The organism is Bifidobacterium psychraerophilum (genome assembly GCF_000741705.1).
GTDB lineage: Bacteria > Actinomycetota > Actinomycetes > Actinomycetales > Bifidobacteriaceae > Bombiscardovia > Bombiscardovia psychraerophila.
This window is the reverse complement of the sequence record NZ_JGZI01000008.1, coordinates 62,114-86,005: the sequence shown is the minus strand read 5'-3', so window position 1 is coordinate 86,005 and position 23,892 is coordinate 62,114. Positions and strand designations below refer to the sequence as shown.

Here is a 23,892-nt window from a genome sequence, read left to right as displayed (position 1 = left end):
GCAGTCAGTGCCTCAATGCATCATGCGGTGAAACGCATCGGGACGAGCAGATACCGGTAATCCAATGATTCCTCCGAATCGGCCTCCTGCTGCCCGTTGAATTCGACGGCTTTGACGGCCGTTGTCATTTTCATGCGCACAAAGGGCTCGGTTATGGCGCTCAGGCCCTCGATCAGATATCCGGGGTTGAATGCCACTGTGATGTCTTCGCCATCCATATCGATGTCCAGTGTTTCCGAGGCCTGGGATTCGTCTGCCGCACCGGCGGACAGCGCGAGCTCCTGGCCGGAGAACACCATGCGGATGGGCGCGTTGCGCTCCGTGACGAGCGATACACGCTTGATCGCATCGATGAGATCCTGCTTGGAGATGATCGCGTGGATTGGATACTCGTCCGAGAACAGGCGATCCACCGAGGGAAACTCACCGTCGATGAGCTGCGAGGTCGATACGCGCCCTGCATTCTCGAAACCGAGCAGCGTCGGTGTATCAGGGGAGAAATCGATGATGACGTTTTGATGCTCGTCCACGGCGCGAGCCGTATCCCGCAACAGCGATCCACGAACGAGGGTGATCGTCGAGACATCCGCCTGCTGGGGTGTCCAGGAAAAACTCGAACGGGAAAGACGGAAACGGTCCGTCGCCGTCATGACCACGCGGCTGCCCGAGAAATCGATTTTGACTCCGGTGAGAACCGGTCGGTTCTCCTCACGGGATACGGCCACCGTCGCCTGGGAGATCGCTTGGGAGAAGGTCTGCGCATCCACCTGGCCAAGTGGTGCCGGCACCACCGGGAGATCCGGGTATTCGGCTTCGGGCATCAGTTGAAGCGAGAAGGTTGATTTTCCTGAAGTGATCGTCATCTTCGAATCATCAGTGGACAGATACGTCTTCTCCGAAGGCAGGGATTTCGTGATGTCGGCGAGCAGTTTGCCAAGGACGAGGGCGGAACCTGATTCGTCGATGCCTGCTTCGATGTGATGTCGTGCCGAAACCTCGTAATCGAAGGCGGAAAGCTGGAGCGTGCCGTCGATGGCCTCCAGCCTGATGCCGGACAGAATCGGTGTTGCAGGACGGGCTGGGATCACTCGGGTAGCCCAGGCCACTGCATCGGCAAGAGCCGTGGAATTGATTTCAACTTTCATGATGCGCTTTCGTCGTCGTTAATGCTCAAACCATTCTAGCTAAATGGATGTGTTATGGGAGCACATTGCTGATGGCTTGTTGTGAGCGGTGTGAATTGGTGTAAGTGGGTAAGTAATCATATTCATAAGGCCTGTGGATAGTGTGGATAACTTCTCTCAGCCTTATGGGGACAAGCTTGCGAGACAAGCAACACTTGTGGATAACTAGTAGCGATTATGTGGAAAACAACCCGACTTATCCACAGAAAAGAGAAAGCGTCTGAGATATCCACATTGAAAAGTGAAAAATTCACTTTCAGTCCACCAGTAATCCACCGTATTTGGTGAGTTATTCCCCGACTTTACCCACATCTGTGTATAAGACTGTGGATAACTTAGGCGATTTTTATCCACATACGGGCGTGTTGCCGCCCGCTCTACTCCCCTGTATGCTGCTTCAACCTCACCGTGAGCTCCATCACGTAGTTGTAGATTTCACGCCGTTCCTGCATCTCCCCGGAGATACGGGTATAGGCGTGCATCACCGTCGTGTGGTCGCGTCCGCCGAAGACCTCGCCGATATCGACCAGCGACATGCTGGTCATCTCTCTCGCCAGATACATGGCCGTCTGGCGGGCCAGGGCGATGTTCTTCGTACGGGTCCGGCCCACGATGTCATCGAAGGTGAGGTGGAAATACTTCGCCACCTGGGTGATGATATCTGTCGGTCGGATCTCCACATCGCTGGTGAAGAAATCCTGCAAGGTCTGTTCCGCCAGGGCGCAGGTCACCTGCTGGTTATTCAGGCTTGCGACCGCCGTGACGCGGGTGAGTGCCCCTTCCAGCTCACGTATGTTCTCCGTGAAGCGCTCCGCGATCAGATCCAGTACGTCATTGGGTATGTTCACACCGTTCATCGAGGCCATCATGCGCAGAATGGCAACACGGGTCTCCCTGTCCGGGGGCTTGACGTCCACGGTCAGCCCGGAATCGAAGCGTGAGATGAGTCGCTGTTCGAAACCTTTGAGATTCTTCGGTGCCACATCGGATGCGATCACGATGCGTTTATTGGCATCATGCAATGCATTGAAGGTGTGGAAGAACTGATCGAGTGTGGCCTCCTTGCCACCGAGGAACTGGATGTCATCGATCAGCAGCACATCGACGGCCCTGTATCGACGGTTGAATTCGGCGATCTGACCCGTTCCCTGTGTGGAGTTCTGCAAGGCGTCGATGAATTCGTTGGTGAATTCCTCCGAATTGACGTATTTGACTTTCAACGAAGGGTCTTTGACCAAGGCGTAATTGCCGATCGCATTCAGCAGATGCGTTTTGCCCAATCCGGAGCTGCCATAGATACAGAGAGGGTTGAAGTCCCTGCCGGAACCTTCCGCGACGGCCAGGGCAACCGTTCTGGCAAAGCGATTGGAGTCGCCCGGAACGAATTTGTCGAAGGTGGCGTTTCTGTTCAGATGGGTCTGAGGGTCCCTGTCGACCTTCTGCTGAACCATCTGGAACTGGGGGATGTTGAAGCCTTGTGTCTGGCTGAAGCCCTGCGTCTGGGGCGATGCGGCAGTCGCGGGAGAGAAGGGTTTCGGATTGGCCTCTTCATAGGGCATATCTATCGGAAGAGGCTGCGGGTAGGCCTGGTCGGAGAGATCGGCGAGGGTCGGAGCCTTGTCCCTGGTGGATTCCCTGGCCGCCTCCCCACCCGATTGACCGCCGAAGGGCGTATTCGTGGATGCGACGGGTGTCTTGGACGCAGTCGTCGGCGAAAGGACCTCCTCCGCCGGCAGGGTTGCCTCCACCACGGTGGGGCGAACGATTTTGACGGCGGGGAACATGTCGGTGCCGGTCACCAGTTTCAACGCCTGGAGCAATGGCCTGTTGAGGTTGCTTTGAATGGCTTCCTGAGCCGCCGTATTACTGACGCACAACACGATGGTCGTGCCGAACACGGCCTCCGGGGTTATATCCTCCAACCATCCCTTATCCCTTGGGGTCAGGGAACTGCTTTGTTTCAGCAGATCGAGCACGGAATCCCATATTCTCGCAGCCTCGGCTGTGGCATCGAGCGGATTCTGTGTCATGTCTGCTTTCCCCTTCTGATATCTCTTGCACCCTCAAGCAGTAACAGTAGGTCATGTTTACACCGTATCCGTTAAGTTATCCACAGCATCGCGTGTTGTGGAGACTGGAATGTGAATAACATGGGTGTTATTTGTGGATAACTTTGACCCCTATATACACCGACATAGCAGCGTTTTGGAGCACCGTCATCCCTTCACTTTCACATAACGGACGCATTTCCTTACGATTTCGTTTTGACTGGATGACTCCCGATGTGTACCGTAGTATAGCCTGACTCATCACGAGCCGTGATTTCGTATGGCTAAAAACCGGGAGCATTAATTATGAAGAGAACATTCCAGCCGAACAACCGCCGTCGTCACATGAAGCATGGATTCCGCCTGCGCATGCGCACACGTTCCGGCCGCGCTGTGATCAACCGTCGCCGCAACAAGGGACGCAAGTCACTTTCAGCCTGACACCAAGAATCCTGTCCGGCGAAGCGTGGAACGGCTCAGAAGCCATAGTGATTTCGTGGCCGTCTTGAAGCACAGGAACAAGGTCGTCAGTAGGGACCTTGTTGTGCATTACTATGCCCGCACGCAGGACAAGGATGAGAATTACACAGGGAAAAGCCAACGCAGGCTTGGGCTTGCCGTATCCAAGTCGGTTGGCAACGCCGTGGTGAGGAACCACGTCAAGCGGCGCTTCCGACAGCTTGCCAACGAGCAGGAAGACCTGCTTCCCCAGTGCTGCGACATCGTTATGAGGGCCAGGCCCCATGCCAGTCGCGCACCATTCGAAGGTCTGCGCAAACAGGTGGGTGAGCTGTTTGCGGACATCGACAATCGTTCGCATGCCGAGAAGCGGCATTCAGGGGCAGATGACGATTGCACTCAGCGGGGGCGGCAGTCGTGAGAAATCCAGTCAAACAGGGCATCCTGGTCTCAATAGCCTGGTACCGCAGAGCCGTCTCACCGCTATTCCCACCACGATGCAAGTACCTACCCACATGCTCGGAGTACGCACAGGAGGCGGTCGAACGCTTCGGTGCGATCAGAGGCTTGAGCCTTGCCGTGCTGCGGCTGTTGCGGTGCAGGCCATGGAGTGATGGCGGCATCGACGATGTCCCCCAACGTTTTTCGTTGTTCTACCGATTCAGATGGTCTAAGGCCCATGAAGAGCCACGGCTTACGTCGTCGGCACCAGAGAAGGAGATGGCCTGACGATGGTCACAGATACGTTTACCTTTGACACAGGTATTTTCGGATTTTTCTATAGGATCCTCAGACCTGTCGAATGGGTTGTCACCTATGTCATGGTGTGGTGCCACAAATTCCTTACGCTGATTGGCTTCCCCAGCGGCCCAGGTGTCGCCTGGGCGATATCGGTCGTGATGCTGGTCGTTCTGGTCCGTCTGTGCATCCTGCCGCTATTCATCAAGCAGATGCGCTCGATGCGTAGATTGCAGTCCCTGCAGCCACAGCTCAAGAAGATACAGAACAAGTACAAAGGCAAAAAGGATCCGGCGAGCAAAGAGGCGGCAAGCCGGGAGACCATGAAGCTGTATCAGGACAACCACGCGAATCCTGCCGGATCCTGCCTCCCCATGCTGATCCAGAGCCCGGTCTTCATGACGATGTTCTATGTGCTTTCCGCCGTCCCCTTCATCGCGCGGGGTAAAAGGGAGCCGCTTGGCGCCTTTACCCAGAGCGTGGCAAAGGAGTTCGAACAGACCAGAATCTTCGGTGTGAACATCTCGGACAATCTGACGACGACCGAAGGACCCGGAAAGATCGTCATCATCATCTTCATAGCTCTGATGTGTCTGACGATGTTCTATTCGCAGTTCCATAACACCAGAAAGAACACACCGCGGGCCTCGATGGAGGGTACACAATATCGTATGCAGAAGATGATGGCCTATATCTTCCCGGTCATGTACATCTTCTCCGGTATCGCCTTCCCATTCGCCGTACTGATTTACTGGTTGACCAACAACACATGGAATCTTGGCCAGACCTTGTGGCAGGTCAGGCAAATGCCGACGCCAGGGTCTCCTGCAGCAGAGGAGAAGGAACTGCGCGATCATTCTCGTGAGAACGAGCGTCGCTCAAAGGCCGGCGAGATGTCGCTTGAGGAAGAGGCTCTGGTTGTGGCCAAGGCCGAGCAGGAGCAGAAGTCGCAGCAGGGAACGCATCAGCGTTTCCAGCCAAGCAAGAAGAAGAACAAGAAGAAGCACTGAGAGGTGGATTGCCATTCGATCCACCTTGCAGTGGCTGATCCGGTTCTTGGCGTTCCCTGGACTGAGGATGCGGACGAATAATTGAATATGATCCTGATGGACGGTGGCAGGCTCTTCTCGGTGGAGCACCTGCATGCCATATTCCACCAGGCTTGATGGTTTGAGTCGGAACAGCGGATTCAGGGCTTACACTTAAGACCAGTACCCGAGTAAGGAGCGAATATGTCGCAAGAGGATTCACGCACTGTTGAACAGCTCAATGAAGAAGCTGACATTGCGGCCGATTATCTTGAAGGTCTTCTTGATGTAGCGGATTATGACGGCGATATCGAGATGGGCATCAGGAACAACCGGCCAGTGATACAGATTGTCGCAGAAGAGAACGACCAGATCAAGAACCTGATCGGTAAAAACGGTGAAGTCGTGGATGCCCTGCAGCAACTCACCAGGCTTGCGGTCCAGCAGAAGACCGGTGAGCGCTCTCATCTGATTCTGGATGTCGATGGTTTTCTGAAGAGGAAACGGAAGCATTTGAGCGATATCGCGCTGGATGCGATCGACGATGTACGCGAGTCCGGCGAAGCCGTTGATCTTGAGCCGATGAACTCATTTGAGAGGAAAGTCGTCCATGACGTCGTCAGGGAAGAGGGCTTCAAATCGCGGTCGCATGGCGAGGAACCAAAACGCTATGTGACGGTGTATATGAAATCAGCGACGTCCGAGCTCTCGGATGAGGATGATCCGCAAGGCTTCGAAGCCGGAAGCGAAGGCGAAGACTGAGTGATTCAAAAGCAAGCTGACTATTGCGATCGAATACCGGAGCTTGATGCCGAGGAGTGTGACGAATGACCTCTTCCGCAGCAGAGGGACCTGGGTCTTCCATGAAGGATGAATCCAAAGCAATCCTGTCGGGCATGGTGGCGTCGGCGGATGTCACTGGAACAATAGGATCTGCCGAAGAAGCGCTTTCGGATCGCCTGGATGGTAGCGATCTTCCACGGCAACTGCTGGGAGATGCATATCCGCGCCTCAGCATCTTCCACGATAAACTGCTACGCGAAGGTGTGCTGAAAGGGATCATAGGTCCGAGGGACCAGGAAATCCTATGGGAGCGGCACATCCTCAATTCGGCGGCGATCCTCCCCTTCATAGAAGAGGCCCTCAATGAAGGTGCACAGGATAGCGTAGCGGATCTTGGCTCAGGTGGAGGCTTCCCCGGCATAATCATCGCTTCCTGCCTCCATGAAGCGCATATAACATTGATTGAACCTATGGAACGCAGAGTTCAGTGGTTGTCAGAGGTAATCGACGACTTGAAGTTGGACAATGTCACTATATTGCGTTCACGTGCTGAAGATCTGGTTGACCAACCTACAGGGCAACGACCTGGTCACAAAGCTTCCGATAAACAGCGTCATGCCAGTGCAGCACGACATACTCAATATCAAGTGCTCACATGCCGGGCAGTTGCCCCGATGAGGAAGTTGGCACCGATGGCGCTTCCCCTGATCCTTCCTGGTGGAAGATTGGTGGCACTGAAAGGCAAGTCAGCTCCTCAGGAGTTGGAGAAGGCAAAACAAGTCATCGCGAAGTCCCACGGAATCAACTCGCAGGTATTCGAAGCTCCGGTTGGCGATGGTCTTGAACCCACTCATGTTGTTGTGGTTGAGAAACGTAAGTAGATTGTTTCACGTGAAACATTCAGTATGGTGTTTCACGTGAAACAATTCAGGTATCACTGCTTGAAGGCATCGTTCTGAAGAGTCAGCTGTGAACAGCAGGCGTCTGAATGTTCGGTGTTGCTCTACAGGCACTGTAAAAAGTGCTGGAGAATATGCAGGGCTTGATAAGTCGTAACAGTGTGCAATGAGTGACTTGAGTGTGTGACCTGCGGTGAAAGGTTGCTGTGAAAGGCTTGCGTGCAGCGCATCGTTCCCGATAATGACCACGCTGCCTGATTGCAGCAGCCGTACGGGTCGCATTGAGCTATCTCCTGATACAGGGATGTGGTGGTGTTTTACATTAACCAGAGTTCTTAGTGTGCCATCTCATCACGCTTCTGATCGCATGTTGTGCCTCTCGTTCGCGTGAAGTCACTTGCTGAGATTACTCGTTGCGAATCAAACTGTTCAAAGAACTGTGTGGACGGACCAGTGTGGACGGACCAGTGTGGATGGACACTGCGTAGATAAGGCCAGGTAGATGAACCCTGTGTAGATCAACCCTGTGTAGATCGACACTGTTTATACACTTGGTAGGTAAACCCCGGTAGTTAACGCCGGTAGTTAAACCCATGTAGATCGACCCGAATGGATTGACGACTGGACACCCATAAGGAGAGATATGTCCAGGGATCCTGACATCCATGAACTGTTGTGGGATACGCAGCTGTGTTGTACATACCGTTTCTACTCATCTGTTTCTATTAACCCCATGTTTAAGCGTCAATGTTTACGCGTCAATGTTTACGCGCTACTGTTTACGCTCCACTGTTTACCCATCTGTGTTTACGCAAGTGTGTTTTCGAACCTGAGTTTATGAAACCTGTGTTGAAGAAACCTGTGTTGATGAAACCTGGGTTGATGAACTTGTTGTTACCCAAGCGTGTACGCATCTTGGTAACTATTCCTGACGATGCTCTTCATGAGAGAATGTCGAGAGCCATGCGGAAGGCGCACGTTGTGGAAGGCACTGCGTTGTGGGGGGAGCAGCGTTGTGGAAGGCGGACGTTGTAGAAAGCACTGCGTTGTGGAAAGTGCTGCGTTGCAGAAAGTACCGCATTGTAGAGAGTTTAGCGTGAAGCTTCGGGATGGTCATTGCACATTGCTTCGCTGTGGGTGTGAGCTGCTCGCTCTGGTTATTTGTGCACCGCTCATCAATGAAGTGGAGATTTCTGCGGGAGGGTGTTGAATCTCTTGGCGGCCTTAGATAATGTGGAGCACCATCCCATCCTGTGGTGATTTCAGAGGACGCTGGCGAGACCGCAGTTGTATCGTTCTCTCACGGAGCTGATGGCGAACATAGGGGAGTTGCGAATGGAAGCAGCACAGACGCAAGCAGCACTGATGTCGATATCGGGTGCGTGGATGTGCACGATAGGCGTCGGTGGGGTGGGCATCAATGAGTGAGTTGAGAATCGAGTTATACACATTTTTCGTGACTTGTGCACATTCTGGATAACCGCATATTCGCGTGAGTGTGTTGTAGCTTGCTCGGTAGAAAAGCCTTGATAGGATTGAGTTCTTGAAGTATTCGAGATAAGACGAATAAGGACTTGAACGTGGTTGTTATCCACAGTTATCCACAATGAAGGGTCCACCGATGGTGGAGACGAAGGTGGGGTATTGTCGTGATGTAAGTGCTTCACGGTATGAACCGTGAATTGTTGTTTGGGTCGGAAGTCCCGACGGACCAGCCGGAATTGGGTGGGGTTCGCAGATCGATGTAAGTAATGTGAGGAGGGATCAATGGAGTCAGCTTCTGACGTATTGAAGCGTATCTTCGGTACATCTCAGCAGAGTTCCATGGGAGCTGAAATTGTTGATCAGAACCAACGATATCGGATAGTGGAATCGGCAATATTTCCAACACCGCTTGAAACCAGGATCATAGCTGTCGCCAATCAGAAGGGCGGTGTCGGGAAAACCACAACAACAGTGAATCTGGCATCAGCTCTGGCTTCGAAGCATGCCAAGGTTCTTGTTATTGATATGGATCCACAAGGCAATGCTTCTACTGCTTTGGGAATCAGACACGGATCGGGTGATCCCTCGGTTTACGATGTCATCGAATCCAGGCTCGAAATCTCACAGGCGATACAGCAGTGCCCTGATTTCGATTCTCTGAAAGTGCTTCCTGCCTCCATAGATCTCAGTGGCGCGGAACTTGAACTTGCTGATGTACACGAACGGCACTATGTGTTGAAGCACAAGGTGGATGCTTATATCAATGAGCATTCGTCGGAATTCGACTATGTCTTCATCGATTGCCCGCCAAGCTTGGGGCTGTTGGTATTGAATTCATTATGCGCGGCCAAAGAGGTGCTGATACCGATTCAAGCAGAATACTATGCTTTGGAAGGATTGGGGCAACTTCTGCACACCATTGGTCTGGTTCAGAAGAACTTCAATCGGAAACTTGTCGTTTCTACGATGTTGGTCACGATGTTTGATAGAAGAACACTGCTCAGCCGTGAGGTGTTTGAAGAAATCCAAAAGCACTATCCGAATATCGTTTTGAATGCGACAATACCACGGGCTGTCAAGATCTCTGAAGCCCCGAGCTTCGGCAAGAGCATCATTTCATATGATCCCCGGGGAGCCGGATCGATTTCGTACCTAGAAGCAGCGTTGGAGTTTGCTGAACGGGGTAAATCCTTGAAAGAACAAGGGAGCAGTAGAGCTGACATGGAACATGAGGGGAATGAGGACTGATATGGCTACACGTTCACGTCTTGGTAAAGGACTCGGAGCCTTGTTTCCACTACTCCCAGGTGAAGAAGACGAACAAGAGGAGCAACATGACATTGAAGCGGCAAACAATTCTGCGATAGCCGACGCCTCTTCAAGCAATGTCTCCCAAGGTGTCCCTGCTGAAGATGGTCATCAGGATAATGACGAAGCAAGTAGCGAAAAGCATGCAGCTGAGGCCGCTAATAAGCAGGATGTTTCACGTGAAACATCAACGAAGACCGTACGCTCTCGGCAATCGAAACAAGCCGGAAAGAGCGATGCGTCATCAGCAAAGGCTTCTGCGCGAAAAGCACCTCAGACACGTAAGAAACAATCATCAGGAACCAGATCGCATGAGCATGTCCCATCCGAGCTGCATGATGATACGACAGCTCCTTCGCATGGGAAGAAGAGTAACGCTTCAAAACGTGGGATGATGCCCGGTTTTGAAGAGTTATCAAGTCCATCTGATTTGTTTTTTGGTGTTTCACGTGAAATATCAAGCGACGGGAGCGGGAAAAAGGAAGAGCAGTCACCCCAAAAGTCGGCTTCCGAGGCTAGTGAGCCGACACAGCAATCGAATGCGACAATAGTGCAGGAAAGTGACGGCTCGGACGGGGCTCAGCCGACACTGATGCCGGTTTCCGGAGGCTATCTTGCCGAGCTCAAAGTTGAAAGCATCGCCCCGAATGCGCAGCAGCCACGTTCTGTCTTCGATGAGGAGGAGTTGCTTGAGTTATCCCGGTCTATAGCCGAAGTCGGGGTGCTGCAACCCATTGTGGTACGGAAAAAAGTGCAGCCCGCGGATGAAGTTGAATACGAACTCATCATGGGTGAGCGGAGATGGAGGGCTTCGCAGCTTGCCGGTATTTCGGATATTCCCGCCATAGTGAGGACAACAGCCGACAATGATATGCTCCGCGATGCTTTGTTGGAGAACCTCCACCGAGTGGCCCTCAATCCGCTCGAAGAAGCTGCAGCGTACCAGCAGATGATCGACGAGTTCGGTCTGACTCAGTCCGAGCTTTCTCAGTCGGTTTCCAAATCAAGGCCTCAGATTGCCAATATGCTGCGTTTACTGCAACTTCCGGCGAATGTGCAGAAAAAGGTTGCTTCTGGAGTCTTATCCGCCGGCCACGCGAGGGCATTATTGGGCCTTCAGACACCTGAAGAGATGGATATCGTCGCGAATCGGATCATTTCCGAGGGTCTATCGGTGCGATCGACTGAGGAAATCGTGGCTCTTAAAACCCGTGATATAGGTAAGAGCAAGCACAAACAGCATAAGACCGCCAGTGTGTGGGCTGACTCGCCGGTGATGAAAAATCTGGAGAATCGTTTTGAAACAAAGGTCAACATCAAAGGCAGCGAAAAGCAGGGAAAGATTGAAATAACCTTCTCTTCTCCTGAGGACATGACTCGAATCGTGGATTTGCTCTTGCATAGTGAGCAGACTGCTGAGGGAACGCAGACCGACTGGGTCTAGATTGACTGGGTCTAGATCGAGACCCGGTCTAGACCGATCGGGTCTGAAGACCAAGTCCAGCCGCTGCGGTGTGGCATAAGCATCATGACAGGCAGCTACCAGGGTCTCGACGTGATGGCAGCACCCTATACCTGGAAGATGCGGCGGCAAGTGAATATGGGCCTATCTGAACAGGTACCGAGTGATCAGCATCTCTGATGGGTGTGCTGTAGACCTTATATATGAAGCTGCCGGCACGTGCGAGGCGTGCCAGCAGGTTTACGAAGCGCTTGCCTGGAGCTGCTCTTCGCTCTGCAGGGCACCAAGAAAGGCCTGGGCATCGAGGGCCGCCTTGCACCCGGATCCTGCCGCGGAGATCGCCTGCCTGTATACACGATCGACGGCATCACCGGCTGCGAAAACGCCGGGGACGGAAGTACTGGTCGCATCAGGGGATGTCAAGATGTAGCCGTCCTGGTCCAGTTTCACGGACTGTCCCAGGAACGAGGTCTGCGGGGTGTATCCGATCGCTACGAAGACCCCATTGGCTTCGATGGCGGTGCGTTCACCGGTCACCGTATCTTCGAGCTCGATGCTGGTGGCGCCACCGCTGTCGCCTCGAACCGCGGTCACCACGGAGTTGAGTCTCAAGGAAATATTCGGGTTCGCCTCAACCCTGTCCACCATGATCTTTGAAGCCCTGAATTGATCACGGCGATGAATCAGGGTCACCGAGGAGCCATACCTCGAGAGGAAATCCGCCTCCTCCATGGCCGAGTCGCCGCCGCCGATAACCACGATCGGCTTGTTCTTGAAGAAGAAACCATCGCATGTCGCGCAGTAGGAGACACCACGGCCTGAATATTCCTGTTCTCCCGGAACACCGAGTTTACGGTATTCGGAGCCGGTGGTTATCACTACGGAGTGAGCCTGGTAGGTGGTGCCCGAATCCGTCACCACACTTTTTACAGGCTGTGAAAAATCGACGGATGTCACATCGTCATATTCGATTTCCGCACCGAACTTTTCGGCCTGCGCACGCATGTTCTCCATCAGATCGGGCCCTAGGATGCCCTCCGGGAAGCCCGGGAAGTTCTCAACCTCGGTGGTATTGACCAGCTGGCCGCCGGGCGTGAGCGCCCCCGCGATAATCAGAGGCCTGTATCCTGCCCTGCCAAGGTAGATGGCCGCAGTGTATCCTGCGGGGCCTGAACCGATAATGATTGCATCCCGAACATCTTGAGTCATGAACTCACCATATCCAACTTCGCTGACTTACGTCCGGGTTAAGCACTGAGCAATAAACAACAGGGGACAGCGAGGCGTACCTCATGGTGATGAGACAGCGACCGGGCCGTTTCATCACCATGAGGATGAAACGGCCCGGTCGGCATGCCTTCCGAGAGGTGAAGCGGTGGTGTCAGCGCCTTGGACCATCCGCGCGGTGCTGGGCCAGTACGGATTCGGCCAGCGAGGAATACAGGGTCGCGAGACTCAGACCGGCTGCAACCGCTGATTGCGGCAGCAGGGAGGTATCCGTCATACCGGGTGTGACGTTCGATTCCAGGAATTGCGGCTGACCGTCATGATCGACGATGAAATCAGAGCGCGAGATATCACGTAGGCCCAGAGAACGGTGCGCGGTGAGGGCGGCGTCCTGTACCTTGCGCAGCACCTTCGGGTCAAGGCGTGCAGGAACATAGAATTCGGTGGGTCCTGGGGTGTATCTGGCCTCGTAGTCGTATGTTCCGTTCGGTGTTTCGATTTCGAGAGGGGGCAGTATGGTCGGCTCACCGTCGATGTCCAATACGGATACGGAGACCTCTGTCCCCTCGACGGCCTGTTCCACCAGTGCGACGCTGCCATATGCAAAGCAGCTCACCATGGCCTGAGGCAGCTGATCGGCTGAGGTGACCAAAGAGCATCCAAGCGCCGAACCCCCCATCGTGGGCTTGACGAATAAGGGGAGTCCCAAGGAACTCACCAGCAGGTCGATGACCTTACCCGCGCCGAGTTCACGGAACATGGACTCGGGGAGTGTGACCGAGTGCGGGGTGCTGATCCCGGCCTTGCGAACAACATTCTTCGCGATTGGTTTGCTCCATGCCGTTCGGGAGGCCTTGGCGCGGGAACCGACATATGGGAGTCCCGCCATCTCCAGGACATCACGGATGGAACCATCTTCGCCGTTCGCTCCATGCAACAGAGGCCAGACGAGATCAGGACGGGTATCCTCCGATGACAGGTAATCAAGCAGGTCGCTGTCCATGTCGTGAACATCAACATTCCACCCCGCATCTTCGAGGAATCCCTCCACGCGGTGCCCCGAGCTGAGTGAGATATCGCGTTCGTGGCTGAGGCCGCCGCATACCACCAATATCTTCGTGTGCTCCCTGGGCTTCAAGTCGGGAACGCTGTGTTCCGCATGGGACCGTGAGTGTTCGGTCTCCGTGGCGCCAGTGTCCGTAACTGCGCCTGATGATGCCGCAGCATCTGCACGCTGATCTGCCATGATTGTTGCCCTTCCTGTGTGCTTGCTGTTTGCCATGTGTATCGTCCCCTTCGCGCCTTTGGCTTCGTGCTTAGTTCGCCGAAGGATCCGGATATTCTACGTCGGTGGGATCCGGATCTGGTCTGCCCGTGGTGCCGAAGAGTTCGGCCGTCTCCCTCTCCGCATCGATCACCGTCGACAGTCTCCGGATGCCCTCATGAATGCGTTCCGGTGTCGGATAGCAGAAGGACAGACGCATATGATCGGTGCCCTGGCCGTTGTTATAGAAGGCCGTGCCTGCCACGTAGGCGACCTTTGCCGTGATTGCACGGGGCAGCATGGCTCTGGAGTCGAGACCATCTGGAATCTGCAACCATATGTAGAAGCCCCCCTCCGGTTTATGCCAGGAGCAATAGGGTAGATATTCGCGCAGGGCGGCATCCATGGTGTCGCATCGTTCCTTGTACATACCGCGATAATCGTTGATCTGGGACTTCCAATCAAAATTATCGAGATACGTGGTCACGGTCATCTGGCTCATATTGGAAGGACACAATATGGCTGATTCATTGGCAAGCACAAGCTTATGACGGATCCCGGGAGGCGCCACCATCCAAGCCACGCGCATACCGGGAGCGATGATCTTGGAGAAGCTGCTCAGGTACACGACGTTCTCAGCATCGAGAGAGCGCAGCGCGGGGTATGTCTTTCCTTTGAAACTCAGCAATCCGTAAGGATTGTCCTCGACTATCAGCACATGGTAGCGCTGTGCGATCTCCAGGATTTTCGGGCGGCGTTCCTCGCTCATCGTCGCACCGGCAGGATTATGGAAGTTCGGCACCGTATACAGGAATTTGACCTGTTTGCCGAGCTTGTGCTGTTCGATGATCGCCTGTTCGAAGGCTTCGGGAATCAATCCGTCCTTGTCGAGCAGCACATTCACCACATCGACCTGGAATGATTGGAACACGCCAAGCGCACCCACATAATTCGGAGCCTCGGCCAATACCACGTCACCGGGGTTGCACATGATGCGGGTAATAAGGTCAAGGCCTGACTGGGAGCCATTGACGATCACGACATCATCGGGTTGCACATCCTTGATGTTCTCAAGCTCCATGATCTGCAGCACATCTTCGCGGAGATGCTGATCGCCCTGGGCGGAGCCGTACTGCCAGGCCACATCACCTTTGTCCACCATCATCTTGGCGATAAGTTCGGAAAGCTCGCCGAAAGGCATGCGCTCAAGGTATGGCATGCCGCCCGCAAGGGAGACGACCTCAGGCCGGTTCGCCACTGCAAAAAGTGCTCGGATCTCCGAAGCTCGCATGGATTCGGCGCGGCTTGCGTAGCTGCCGAACCACGGGTCGTTCTTGATGACCTTGGATGCGGTATTCGGTTTTTCCGACATAATCATTGCCTTTCTGCGGAGATGATTCAGGCGTGAGGTGCGCGGGCGGAGTCGATCTTCGCACGCACGTTACCGCACACTGTATTACAAAGAGTGCGACTGTAGTCGCACAAGTCCGAAGGCGTCACGACTTCGGTACACTTCACCGGGGATTGCGACGCGTATGCACGTCAGTGGAGGATCCCGCGCTTGGGACCCCATACGGCCCTTCAGGGGGCGGGCATGGGATCCTCCGGGGTGGTGATCAGAAGACCTGAACCGAGTTGAAGTACAGCCCACCGGAAGGGGTGGTGTCCAACGGCACCCATACCACCAGATCCTGCGTCGACACGGGTTTGCTGAGCGTCACGGTTGTGGTGCCGCTGGCATCGAAGGCGAATTGTGCCACGGGATCGCCCTGGTTCGGCGAGCTTGCAGTCGAGTTGGCATATATCTGGCCCTGGCCGCCGGACTGACGGATCGAAATCACCAGTCTGGTGACCTGCTGAGGCTCCGTGAGGTGGACGTACCAGCCGCGTCCCTGGAGACCGGCAGGCTGATTCAGGAATGTCTGTGTTCCGGTGGCGAAGGCGGTCGTGTTCTGTGTGGCGGTTGGTGTCGGTGATGGGCTGGGAGCCGCACTGGCGTTTTTGTCGGCGTGCGTGACCTTTGCGCCGCTCGCCTTCGTGCTCGAGCTCGTTGCGGAATGCGACGATGAACTGGCCGCCGAGGAGGATGCCGAGGCATCGGCACTGGTGGAGCCGGGGAAGGGCACATTGGTCATTTCAGGCCATGCGCTTTTGCTGGTATCGGAGGTCGAGGATCCTGTGGCCGCTCCAAGCAGACCATTGACGGCCCAGGCCATCGCTGCCACAAGCAGGACGACACCGATCAGTATCGCCAGCGAACGCCCGGTGAAGAGGCCGAACAGCTTGCCGCTCTTCTCCTCGTTCTCCTCGTCCTCGTCGTCATACAGCGATTCGTTGTTTCGATAAGCATCCGAGGTGGCCTGATGCGGACGTGGCTTGGGAGTGAAACTGGGAGGAAGAGGCTGCATCGTGGCGGTCATCTCCTGATTCAGGGCCTCCTGCTGCTCTTCCGCCTCCTCCTGCTTCTCCTTGGCTATCCGCTCATTGAGAGCCGCCACAGGCACTGCCGCGGTCGTGGCGGGCATCTCCCCTGTGTTCGTGGAAAGCTCCCCGGAATCGACCGCTTTGGCTGCGCGCAGACGACTGACATCGATTGCGCTGGTCTCGTTCTCCGGATAGCTGGAGCCGACGGGATTGATGTATGGGAAATCCTCGAACGCTGCGAACAGATCGCCGTCCTTCGCGGTGGGACGGACGATTTGCACTTCATTGCTTTCAGGGAAGAGCAACTGGTTGGTCGCCCATTGAGGTTCGGCGGCCTCGGTCTTCTTCGCTTCGGAAGCGAAGGAAGCGGGCACATCCCGTACCGCATGGCTGTCCGTGGGGCGGATGTCGACCTTCTCGATGGAACAGGCACCCTCATGATCCGGCCAGGAGATATCGGCATCCGAGAGTTCCTCAGGAGGTGTCCAGACGCCCAACAGAGCTTCGAATTCGGCCAATGTTCTGAGTGGCACCGACGGTGAGCCGTCGGCACTGGCCAAGCCCAGGGCCCGTGTGCAGATGATCCTGAACTCTTCCGGGACATCAGGGGGCAGGGTCTGCTCGTCAAAGTCCATGCCTTTGACATCGGGTGTGCGTGTGAGCATGGCGTAGAGTACCGCCGAAAGCTGTTTGGTGACCATCTCCTCGCTGACCGCACGGCTGTTGCCGGTGCCAAGGGGGTTGATCAGCATGGTGCTGACGGGGGCATCGGCAACGGTCACACCTGTGGAGGATAGACGTATGGTGTCGGTGCAGATCGAAGGATTCGTCAGATCGGCGTTTTTCAGGGTCAGCAGAGCCTCGGCGATCTCGCCCACGATGGTGCGCATCGCCTCGTTGCTCAACGTGCCGACCGTCGGGCCGGCAAGATAGTCGGACAGGGATATGCCCGCATCCAGAGCCGTGATGATCAGCGCGACGCCGGATGACTCACTGAAATGATAGATGGGTGTGAAGTGCCGGTTACGGGACAATGCAATGCCCGAGGCCAGTGTGCTGCACTGCGAGGCGACGGCACCGTCGGTGACGAAGAACAACTGGCATTCGCGTGCCAGCACCGAATCATGGGCACGCCAGGCCTGCAACCCTGCTTCATTGCGTAACGAAGCCACCAGTGAATAACGGTTGATGATGGTGTCTCCGAGTTGCGGTGTCATGCTGTGTTTGCTACTTTCACGATCAAAAGCCTTCGCTGTGAACCCTTGTTGTGTTGCCAGTCTACCCGTCTTGGCACCTGAAGAGGTAGTCGTTCTCGGTGTTTTCACAACGTTCGGGGGAAAACTTGGTGCTATTGGGGTTTCTGGTGCGGACTGTTCGGGAACCTGCTCGGAGTCGCCCGTCGAAGCGTGCCCCGAAAGGCCTTTGGATACTCTCGTCAGTCGAGCCATCGCAGCTCTGAATGCGCTGAGCAGTTCCTCGGTTTTCATCAGATACAGCAGACCGCAATAGATCACGGCGATGATGACGGACAGCACGATGCAGGCCACGATGGCCTGCATCCAGCTCATCTGTTCATGGCCACTTTGCAGGGATGCCCCTATAAGCCCGATGACGGGCGTTGACAGCAGCCGGCCGCCGAGCAGCGCACAGATGGAGGCAATGAGGATTTTGATGTATGTGGTCCCGATCCTGCGGCCGTCCATCGTCCCGCCGAGCTTCTTGCGCAACATCCACACCAGAACCGGGAAGGAGATGATGTTGCCCAGGGTCATCGAAAAACCGACCCAACCCGTCCATTCCGACGGGGGAAGCAGCTTCGTCGCCGCGAGCACGATGCCGACCTGCAGGATATTGGTCATCGCGGCGAAGATAAAGGGATGCAAACCATCTTCAAGGGCATAGAAGGTGCGTTGCACCAGCAGGAAGGCCCCGGAGATCACAAGTCCGAAGGACAGTCCCACAAGGGGCTGGGATATCAGCACCGCCTCGTGAACGTTCACCGAGGGCAGCAGCGCCCTCGTGATGGGTACCGGCATCACGATCATCGCCACGGAGAAGAAGGCCATCAGCAGGCCGACATTGCGTAAGGCCTGGCTCAGCCCGAGCCGGGCGAGATGGATGTGGTGATCGGCGATGGCCTTGGAGAGCCTGGGGAACATCGCTGTGGTGACGGAGACCGCGATCAGTGAGTACGGCAGAATGTAGATGGCAAAGGCATTCTGGTACGAACCGTTGCCGGCTATGCCGAAGGTGTCGTTCCCCGCCAGAGGTGCGCCGTTGGTGATGCGGGCATTGACGACATTGGCCAGCTGATTGACGACGACGACACCGATGCTCCAAGCAGCCACCGGTCCCATCGAGCGCAACCCTATGCCGCGGATCCCCCAGCGCCAGTGAAAGCGGAAGCCGGTGCGCATCAGGGGGAAGAACAGGATGATCGCCTGGAATGCGACACCTACGGTCCAGGTACCGGCGGTCAGTGCGATGGTAAGAGGCGTCCAGAACTCAAGAGGCTGACGCTGTGCATTGCCGAAAAGCACGATGAAGACGATGAAGCCCGCACAACTGATGATGTTGGCTCCGACCGAACTCCACGCGTATGTGGCGAACTTGCCCTTCGCGGCCAGTATCTGACCGAGTATGGTGTACAGGCCATAGAAGAATATCTGCGGCATGCACCATAGGGTGAAGGCATTGACCAAGGCTCTCTGCTGGCCGGTCCATCGGGCATCCAGATAGATCGAGGTGAGCACCGAGGTCCCCATCATCAGGATGAAGGTGATCAGCAGCAGCAGCACGACGCTCGAGGTGATGAGTTTGTTGAGGTGATCCTCGGCGTGCTTCGACTTCAGGGTACGTACGATCTGGGGCACCAGGACGGCATTGAACACCCCACCGGAAATCAGGGTGAACATCACTTGCGGGATCATGGCCCCGGTCTGGTAGGCGTTGATCGCTGTGCCTGTGGTACCCAGTGCGGCGGCGAGCAGGATGGTGCGTATCTGCCCGGTTATTCGCGAAGCGGCGGTGCCGGAGGCCATGATGACGGAGTTACGTCCGACAGAGTTCATTCGTCTGGATCCTTTTTGCGGTTGAATTGTCGCCAAAGTCCAAGAGCCCCGAAGAGGATGGCGGCACCGAGAATAAGAAGGCCACTCATATCGCTCAATTGCAGACTGCTGGTGATGGTCGTCGATTGCGCGGAGCCGAAGGTGGCGCCATTGCGGTCGAGGAGGTTGAGACGTGCCGTCGCCTTACCGGATGTGGCGACACGTATGGTGAAGGTGACCTGCACCTCCGAATTCGCGGGAATCGTGGTTTCCACCAGGCGCGATGTGGCAATGATCGTGGAATCTGTCTGCGAGCTGACGCTGACCTTGACCGGGAAGGGATGGTCGTTACTGATCGTCACCGGCATGCTGGCGGTTTCACTGACCACCGAAATCGATTCGGAGGGGGTGATGGTAACGCCGCCGAGCAGCTGCTCGGACAAGGATGAGGAGGCCTTCACCAGGCCCCCTTGCATGCCGTTGCCGGCGAAGGTGTGCAAGGCCAGATCGGCCTGCGTCAACTTGAGTTCGCTCAGCCAGCTGGCTGCATCGTTGCGCTGCTGATCGACCGATTGGGAGGCCTGCCCTCGCGCCAACGCCTGGGTGTCCGACGCCGCGGAGGAGTCCGTCCCGTCATCCGCGCCTGTTTTTTTCTGTATCAGAATGGCGGAACCAAAGCGGTCGATATCGTTCTGGTTGCTTGCCAGAGTGTCCAGATAGCTGCTGATCTGCGAGAGTTTGTGCGAGGTGATTCCCGAGGATGTCGGTACCGATTGGGCCGCTTCGGAGCCCTCCTGATAGGCGGATGCGGCATCGAGTGTCTTCATGTCCGTCAGCTTCAACCATGACGCATGTTCCATGGCCGACATCAGCTCATCCGCATACTGGATGTCCTGCGACCCCGAGAAGGCCACCATGAGAACCCTGTTGGCATACGGCTGTTCCATTTGGTACAGCGCGCTTTGCGCCATGAAGCGTGCGAGACGGCCCGCGTCGGTGCTTTCGCCGTCCGCGTCGTTGCTTGTGGATTTGCCTTGGGCGAGGCGGCTGAGTTCGCGCTGGGCGGCCAGCACGGTAACCGCGCCCTCTTTCGTGGTGACCACATATTTGCCGGTATGCGCGACCGAGGAGTTGTTGGCTTCATACTCGCTGTCGGCGATGACGGTGGAATACCCCGCCTGTTTGGCGCTCTGCAGCGCGGAGAGGGTCCATGTACCCTGGCCTTGCCATGCATAGGAGGAGGCCGTTGACTGCTCGTCCCCCGTTGCGGAACGCAGGGCCGCGAGCCCGGCGGCACTGTTCCACTGGCTGGTGCTGATACCGGCCTTTTCGTATGCTTCGGCATCCCCCTGCGCATATGCGGTGATGTCGAAATCCGAGGGTTGCATAATCGCGGTGGTCTGAGGCGGTATCGCGAAGCTGGAAAGATAATCGGGATCCGCTATGGATTGCAGTTCCGGATGTTTGTCGAGCAGTTGCAGTTGCTGCTGTTGCCTCTGCGTGGCCTCTTTGCTCAGTTTGAGCACAGAGGTAGCGGGTGCTGACCGTTGTTCGGTGTCCGCTGCGGGTGATGCCGTCGCATCCGTCGAGGTGGTGGCGTCCTTGGTCACCAGATTCTTCAGGGCGTCCTGATCGGCGCTCCACGAAGTGGTGGTCAGTGGGAGCACGGCGGTTATGGACAGGGCCGGCGTCTGGGCGGTTGAAAGACCGTCGGTGGAACGTGTGAGGAAGGAATGCAGACGGACCGGTGCGGTGTTGCCGGATGTGAAGCTGAACAGCAGCGGCTTCGGGCCCCAGTTGCTGATCGATTTGAGCACATCGTTATCGGCGGGCAGATGAATCGAGACCCTCGTCGTCGCACCCGGTTCCAACGCTGCGACCGAGCTGCTGTTGAGCTTGTTCGGCGTGGGGATATGGGTGCCGCCCTCTGCCCAACCTTGCATATCGACCCGTGATGTGAAGGGGTACAGGGCATTGGTGGAGGTGACGAAAGTGCCGCTTTCCAACGTTTCATCGGTGTTGTTCGTAATCGAGACCTCAGCCGAGTAACCCGATGCGTTCGTCACCACCGGAGTGGTGGAGAGCAGACAGATGCTGATATCCGTTGTGGAGCACGACGTGCTTGAGGAATCGTCGCCTTCCGCCGCTTTGGCGGTAGAGACATGCGGTGAAACCGTAATGGCCAGAGCCAACAGCAGCAAGATGATATGACTGAGGAAGCGCTGGGCGTGCATACGCCGAGCAGCGCTGTTTCGGGCGGAATCCAGCCCGGTCCGGTGGTTGCGAATCATACCTGCTTCTTGAGTTTCCTGGCGTATAGCCATGCTATCTTGCGCTCATTAGGATAGCTCAGCACACTGTCCAGGTCATCAAAATTGACCCAGATCGCATCTTCGGCCTCATGGTCGGGGTCTCCTTCCACCGTGAGGTGTCCGCCCACTTGACGCAGCACAAAATGATGAACCAGTTTGTGCACGCGCTGCGTGGTGCCTGTGAACCAATAGTCTATCGTTGCGATGGAATCCACGACTTCGCCGAGTATCCCCGTTTCCTCACGTACCTCTCTGACCGCCGTCTCCTCCGGGGTCTCGCCTTTCTCGATATGCCCCTTCGGCAGGCACCACTCCAGGTGTCCGGAACGGGAATGACGTGCGATGATCGCCACACGACCGGCATCGTCGAAGATCAGACCACCGGCGGAGTACTCCCTGACGACCGGAAGCTCCTGCGCATCCAGAGATGCGAAGGTGGAGGGCCGGAAATTGATTCTGCGTGCAGGCATCATCGCCGGCGTGGGCTTGGAGTCATCGGCATCCTCACCGACGATGAAGTCCTGGGAATCCGATTCCGATGTGAAACGAAGCCCCTCGTCATCTGACTCCGCATAGGCATGTCTGTCCGCAGCATCGGCGGCATGGGCGAGCATGCGCGCGAGATCTCCGGGCGTAATCATGTCTCCACTTTACGTAAGTTATTGTGCAGGTGGGGTAACGGTATGCTTGTAGGCGCATGTGAGACTTCCTTGAAAGGGTGTACGTGGATTTTGAAGTCTGGCCTGAGGCCATTGAATTAGGGCATCTGTTCGCAGAGCGTCATTATGAACTCTCGCTGGTGGGAGGTCCCGTCCGTGACCTGTTGCTCCACAGACCATCACACGATCTGGATTTCTGCACATCGGCGCGTCCCGAGGAGTTTGAACCGATCCTGAGGCAATGGGGCCAGGGATTCTGGGATATGGGACGCAAATTCGGCACCTTGGGTGCTGTGCGCCGCAGAGCCGACGGCACCGAAGTCAAAGTCGAGGTGACGACGTACCGGAGTGACAGCTACACACCTGATTCGCGCAAACCCGATGTCAATTACGGATCGAGTCTGCAGGGCGACCTGTCCAGAAGGGATTTCACGATCAACGCGATGGCGTTGAGGGTGCCCGAGCTTGAATTCGTGGATCCTTTTTCAGGAGCCGCCGATCTGGCGAAGGGCGTGCTGCGCACGCCGGTCAATCCTTTTCAATCCTTCGACGATGATCCTTTGCGCATGATGAGGGCCGTTCGTTTCGTCGCCCAACTTGGGTTCACGATCACTCCTGACACGGCCGCCGCCATAACGGAAATGACCGATCGGATCGCCATCGTGTCCGCCGAGCGGGTACGTGATGAGCTGGTCAAGCTCCTGCTTTCCGAACACCCGCATGAGGGTGTGGAGGCCTTGGTGGATTCCGGAATCGCTGATGTGGTCTTCCCCGAGATCCCGGCTTTGCAGTTGGAAATCGACGAGCATCACCGCCATAAGGATGTCTTCGAACATTCCCTGATTGTGTTGGATCGGGCTATGGCGCTGGAGACGGGGCCCGATGGTCCGGTTCCGGCCCCTGATCTCACCCTGCGTCTGGCGGCCTTGGTCCATGACATCGGCAAGCCCAAAACCCGACGCTTCGAAAGCGGCGGGAAGGTGAGCTTCCACCACCACGATATCGTCGGGGCCAAAATGACACGTAAACGGCTCAAGGCGCTTCGCTTCGATCACAGGCTCACAGAGGATGTAAGCGATCTGGTCGCCCTGCATCTGCGTTTCCACGGATACGTGGACGAGCCCTGGACCGATGCCGCGGTGCGGAGATACGTGAAGGATGCCGGCAGCCTGTATGAGAGGTTGAATCGTCTGACCCGCGCCGATGCCACCACGCAGAACAAACACAAGGCCTATGTGTTCTCCCATGCAATGGATGAGATGGAGGCCCGCGTCGATGAATTGAAGAAGAAAGAGGATTTCGACGCGATCCGTCCTGATCTGGACGGCACGCAGATCATGGAAATACTTGGCATCGAGGCGGGACCCCTGGTTGGCAAGGCGTACAAGCATATGCTGGAATTCCGTCTCGACAACGGTCCGGTCGAAGAGGATGAGGCCAGGAGCGAGCTCATCAGATGGTGGTCTGAGCAGCGATAAGGCGGTTCCCCCGCATTCTGGACCGGGATGGATGCGGGCCGGGATATAGGTGATGCCCCGAACTGAGTCTTAGCTTCGGGGCAT

General features: G+C 56.0%; 17 protein-coding genes. 9 read left to right on the top strand and 8 right to left on the bottom strand.

All coding sequences use genetic code 11. The annotated features are described in order from the left end of the window. Positions 1-20 precede the first annotated feature (20 nt). Together dnaN and dnaA are read right to left on the bottom strand one after the other, a co-directional pair. Positions 21-1,145: a DNA polymerase III subunit beta gene (gene dnaN, locus BPSY_RS02775; protein ID WP_033496881.1), complete on the bottom strand. Its 1,125-nt coding sequence runs from the start codon at positions 1,143-1,145 to the stop codon at positions 21-23. Positions 1,146-1,561: 416 nt separating this feature from the next. Beyond that, on the bottom strand, positions 1,562-3,214 hold the full coding sequence (gene dnaA / locus BPSY_RS02770; RefSeq protein ID WP_033496882.1) for a chromosomal replication initiator protein DnaA: 1,653 nt from the start codon (positions 3,212-3,214) through the stop codon (positions 1,562-1,564). A gap of 324 nt (positions 3,215-3,538) precedes the next feature. Between dnaA and rpmH the strand changes: the two genes are divergently transcribed. The 8 genes from rpmH to BPSY_RS02735 all read left to right on the top strand — a co-directional run bounded on the left by rpmH (position 3,539) and on the right by BPSY_RS02735 (position 11,376). After that, positions 3,539-3,673, top strand: coding sequence for a 50S ribosomal protein L34 (rpmH, locus tag BPSY_RS02765; RefSeq protein ID WP_033496883.1), 135 nt, complete (start codon positions 3,539-3,541; stop codon positions 3,671-3,673). Between the two features lie 25 nt (positions 3,674-3,698). Then, complete coding sequence (gene rnpA / locus BPSY_RS02760) at positions 3,699-4,112, top strand: ribonuclease P protein component (protein WP_051921542.1); 414 nt, start codon at positions 3,699-3,701, stop codon at positions 4,110-4,112. Positions 4,113-4,132: 20 nt separating this feature from the next. Then, positions 4,133-4,420: a membrane protein insertion efficiency factor YidD gene (gene yidD, locus BPSY_RS11330; RefSeq protein WP_204367928.1), complete on the top strand. Its 288-nt coding sequence runs from the start codon at positions 4,133-4,135 to the stop codon at positions 4,418-4,420. Between the two features lie 2 nt (positions 4,421-4,422). Continuing rightward, complete coding sequence (gene yidC / locus BPSY_RS02755) at positions 4,423-5,439, top strand: membrane protein insertase YidC (protein WP_033496884.1); 1,017 nt, start codon at positions 4,423-4,425, stop codon at positions 5,437-5,439. Positions 5,440-5,661: 222 nt separating this feature from the next. After that, the gene (locus BPSY_RS02750; protein ID WP_033496885.1) at positions 5,662-6,219 is read left to right on the top strand and encodes a Jag family protein; all 558 of its coding nucleotides are present in this window, start codon (positions 5,662-5,664) and stop codon (positions 6,217-6,219) included. 134 nt (positions 6,220-6,353) lie between these two features. After that, positions 6,354-7,121, top strand: a complete 768-nt coding sequence (gene rsmG, locus BPSY_RS02745) for a 16S rRNA (guanine(527)-N(7))-methyltransferase RsmG (protein WP_051921658.1) — start codon at positions 6,354-6,356, stop codon at positions 7,119-7,121. 1,785 nt (positions 7,122-8,906) lie between these two features. After that, complete coding sequence (locus BPSY_RS02740; RefSeq protein WP_033496886.1) at positions 8,907-9,872, top strand: ParA family protein; 966 nt, start codon at positions 8,907-8,909, stop codon at positions 9,870-9,872. 1 nt (position 9,873) lies between these two features. Further along, positions 9,874-11,376, top strand: a complete 1,503-nt coding sequence (locus BPSY_RS02735; RefSeq protein ID WP_033496887.1) for a ParB/RepB/Spo0J family partition protein — start codon at positions 9,874-9,876, stop codon at positions 11,374-11,376. Positions 11,377-11,634: 258 nt separating this feature from the next. Here BPSY_RS02735 and trxB read toward each other — a convergent pair whose 3' ends face one another. From trxB to BPSY_RS02705, 6 genes are all read right to left on the bottom strand, one after another. Beyond that, entirely contained in the window at positions 11,635-12,603 is a 969-nt protein-coding gene (trxB, locus tag BPSY_RS02730) for a thioredoxin-disulfide reductase (RefSeq protein WP_033496888.1), read from the bottom strand. Positions 12,604-12,775: 172 nt separating this feature from the next. After that, positions 12,776-13,867 carry a D-alanine--D-alanine ligase family protein gene (locus BPSY_RS02725; protein ID WP_162832160.1) on the bottom strand — a complete coding sequence of 364 codons (1,092 nt, stop codon included), beginning with the start codon at positions 13,865-13,867 and terminating at the stop codon, positions 12,776-12,778. Between the two features lie 70 nt (positions 13,868-13,937). Continuing rightward, positions 13,938-15,257, bottom strand: coding sequence for an aminotransferase-like domain-containing protein (locus tag BPSY_RS02720; protein ID WP_033496889.1), 1,320 nt, complete (start codon positions 15,255-15,257; stop codon positions 13,938-13,940). A 244-nt stretch (positions 15,258-15,501) separates the two neighbouring features. Then, entirely contained in the window at positions 15,502-19,380 is a 3,879-nt protein-coding gene (locus BPSY_RS02715; protein WP_033496890.1) for a murein biosynthesis integral membrane protein MurJ, read from the bottom strand. Beyond that, positions 19,377-21,650 (bottom strand): DUF6049 family protein, encoded by a 2,274-nt coding sequence (locus BPSY_RS02710; RefSeq protein ID WP_051921540.1) that lies wholly within the window; start codon positions 21,648-21,650, stop codon positions 19,377-19,379. The genes BPSY_RS02715 and BPSY_RS02710 overlap by 4 nt, the downstream gene beginning before the upstream one ends. Then, positions 21,647-22,312: an NUDIX hydrolase gene (locus BPSY_RS02705; protein ID WP_033496892.1), complete on the bottom strand. Its 666-nt coding sequence runs from the start codon at positions 22,310-22,312 to the stop codon at positions 21,647-21,649. Before BPSY_RS02705 ends, BPSY_RS02710 begins: the two co-directional genes overlap by 4 nt. Before the next feature lie 83 nt (positions 22,313-22,395). Here BPSY_RS02705 and BPSY_RS02700 point away from each other — a divergent pair, with 83 nt between their 5' ends. Then, the gene (locus tag BPSY_RS02700) at positions 22,396-23,808 is read left to right on the top strand and encodes a CCA tRNA nucleotidyltransferase (protein ID WP_033496893.1); all 1,413 of its coding nucleotides are present in this window, start codon (positions 22,396-22,398) and stop codon (positions 23,806-23,808) included. Positions 23,809-23,892 lie beyond the last annotated feature (84 nt).

What these genes read in the sequence shown, in the direction of transcription:
- dnaN (WP_033496881.1), bottom strand. Translation starts at nt 1,145, where the DNA reads ATGAAAGTTGAAATCAATTCCACGGCTCTTGCCGATGCAGTGGCCTGG.
- dnaA (WP_033496882.1), bottom strand. Translation starts at nt 3,214, where the DNA reads ATGACACAGAATCCGCTCGATGCCACAGCCGAGGCTGCGAGAATATGG.
- rpmH (WP_033496883.1), top strand. Translation starts at nt 3,539, where the DNA reads ATGAAGAGAACATTCCAGCCGAACAACCGCCGTCGTCACATGAAGCAT.
- yidC (WP_033496884.1), top strand. Translation starts at nt 4,423, where the DNA reads ATGGTCACAGATACGTTTACCTTTGACACAGGTATTTTCGGATTTTTC.
- BPSY_RS02750 (WP_033496885.1), top strand. Translation starts at nt 5,662, where the DNA reads ATGTCGCAAGAGGATTCACGCACTGTTGAACAGCTCAATGAAGAAGCT.
- rsmG (WP_051921658.1), top strand. Translation starts at nt 6,354, where the DNA reads ATGGTGGCGTCGGCGGATGTCACTGGAACAATAGGATCTGCCGAAGAA.
- BPSY_RS02740 (WP_033496886.1), top strand. Translation starts at nt 8,907, where the DNA reads ATGGAGTCAGCTTCTGACGTATTGAAGCGTATCTTCGGTACATCTCAG.
- BPSY_RS02735 (WP_033496887.1), top strand. Translation starts at nt 9,874, where the DNA reads ATGGCTACACGTTCACGTCTTGGTAAAGGACTCGGAGCCTTGTTTCCA.
- trxB (WP_033496888.1), bottom strand. Translation starts at nt 12,603, where the DNA reads ATGACTCAAGATGTTCGGGATGCAATCATTATCGGTTCAGGCCCCGCA.
- BPSY_RS02725 (WP_162832160.1), bottom strand. Translation starts at nt 13,867, where the DNA reads ATGGCAGATCAGCGTGCAGATGCTGCGGCATCATCAGGCGCAGTTACG.
- BPSY_RS02720 (WP_033496889.1), bottom strand. Translation starts at nt 15,257, where the DNA reads ATGTCGGAAAAACCGAATACCGCATCCAAGGTCATCAAGAACGACCCG.
- BPSY_RS02715 (WP_033496890.1), bottom strand. Translation starts at nt 19,380, where the DNA reads ATGAACTCTGTCGGACGTAACTCCGTCATCATGGCCTCCGGCACCGCC.
- BPSY_RS02710 (WP_051921540.1), bottom strand. Translation starts at nt 21,650, where the DNA reads ATGATTCGCAACCACCGGACCGGGCTGGATTCCGCCCGAAACAGCGCT.
- BPSY_RS02705 (WP_033496892.1), bottom strand. Translation starts at nt 22,312, where the DNA reads ATGATTACGCCCGGAGATCTCGCGCGCATGCTCGCCCATGCCGCCGAT.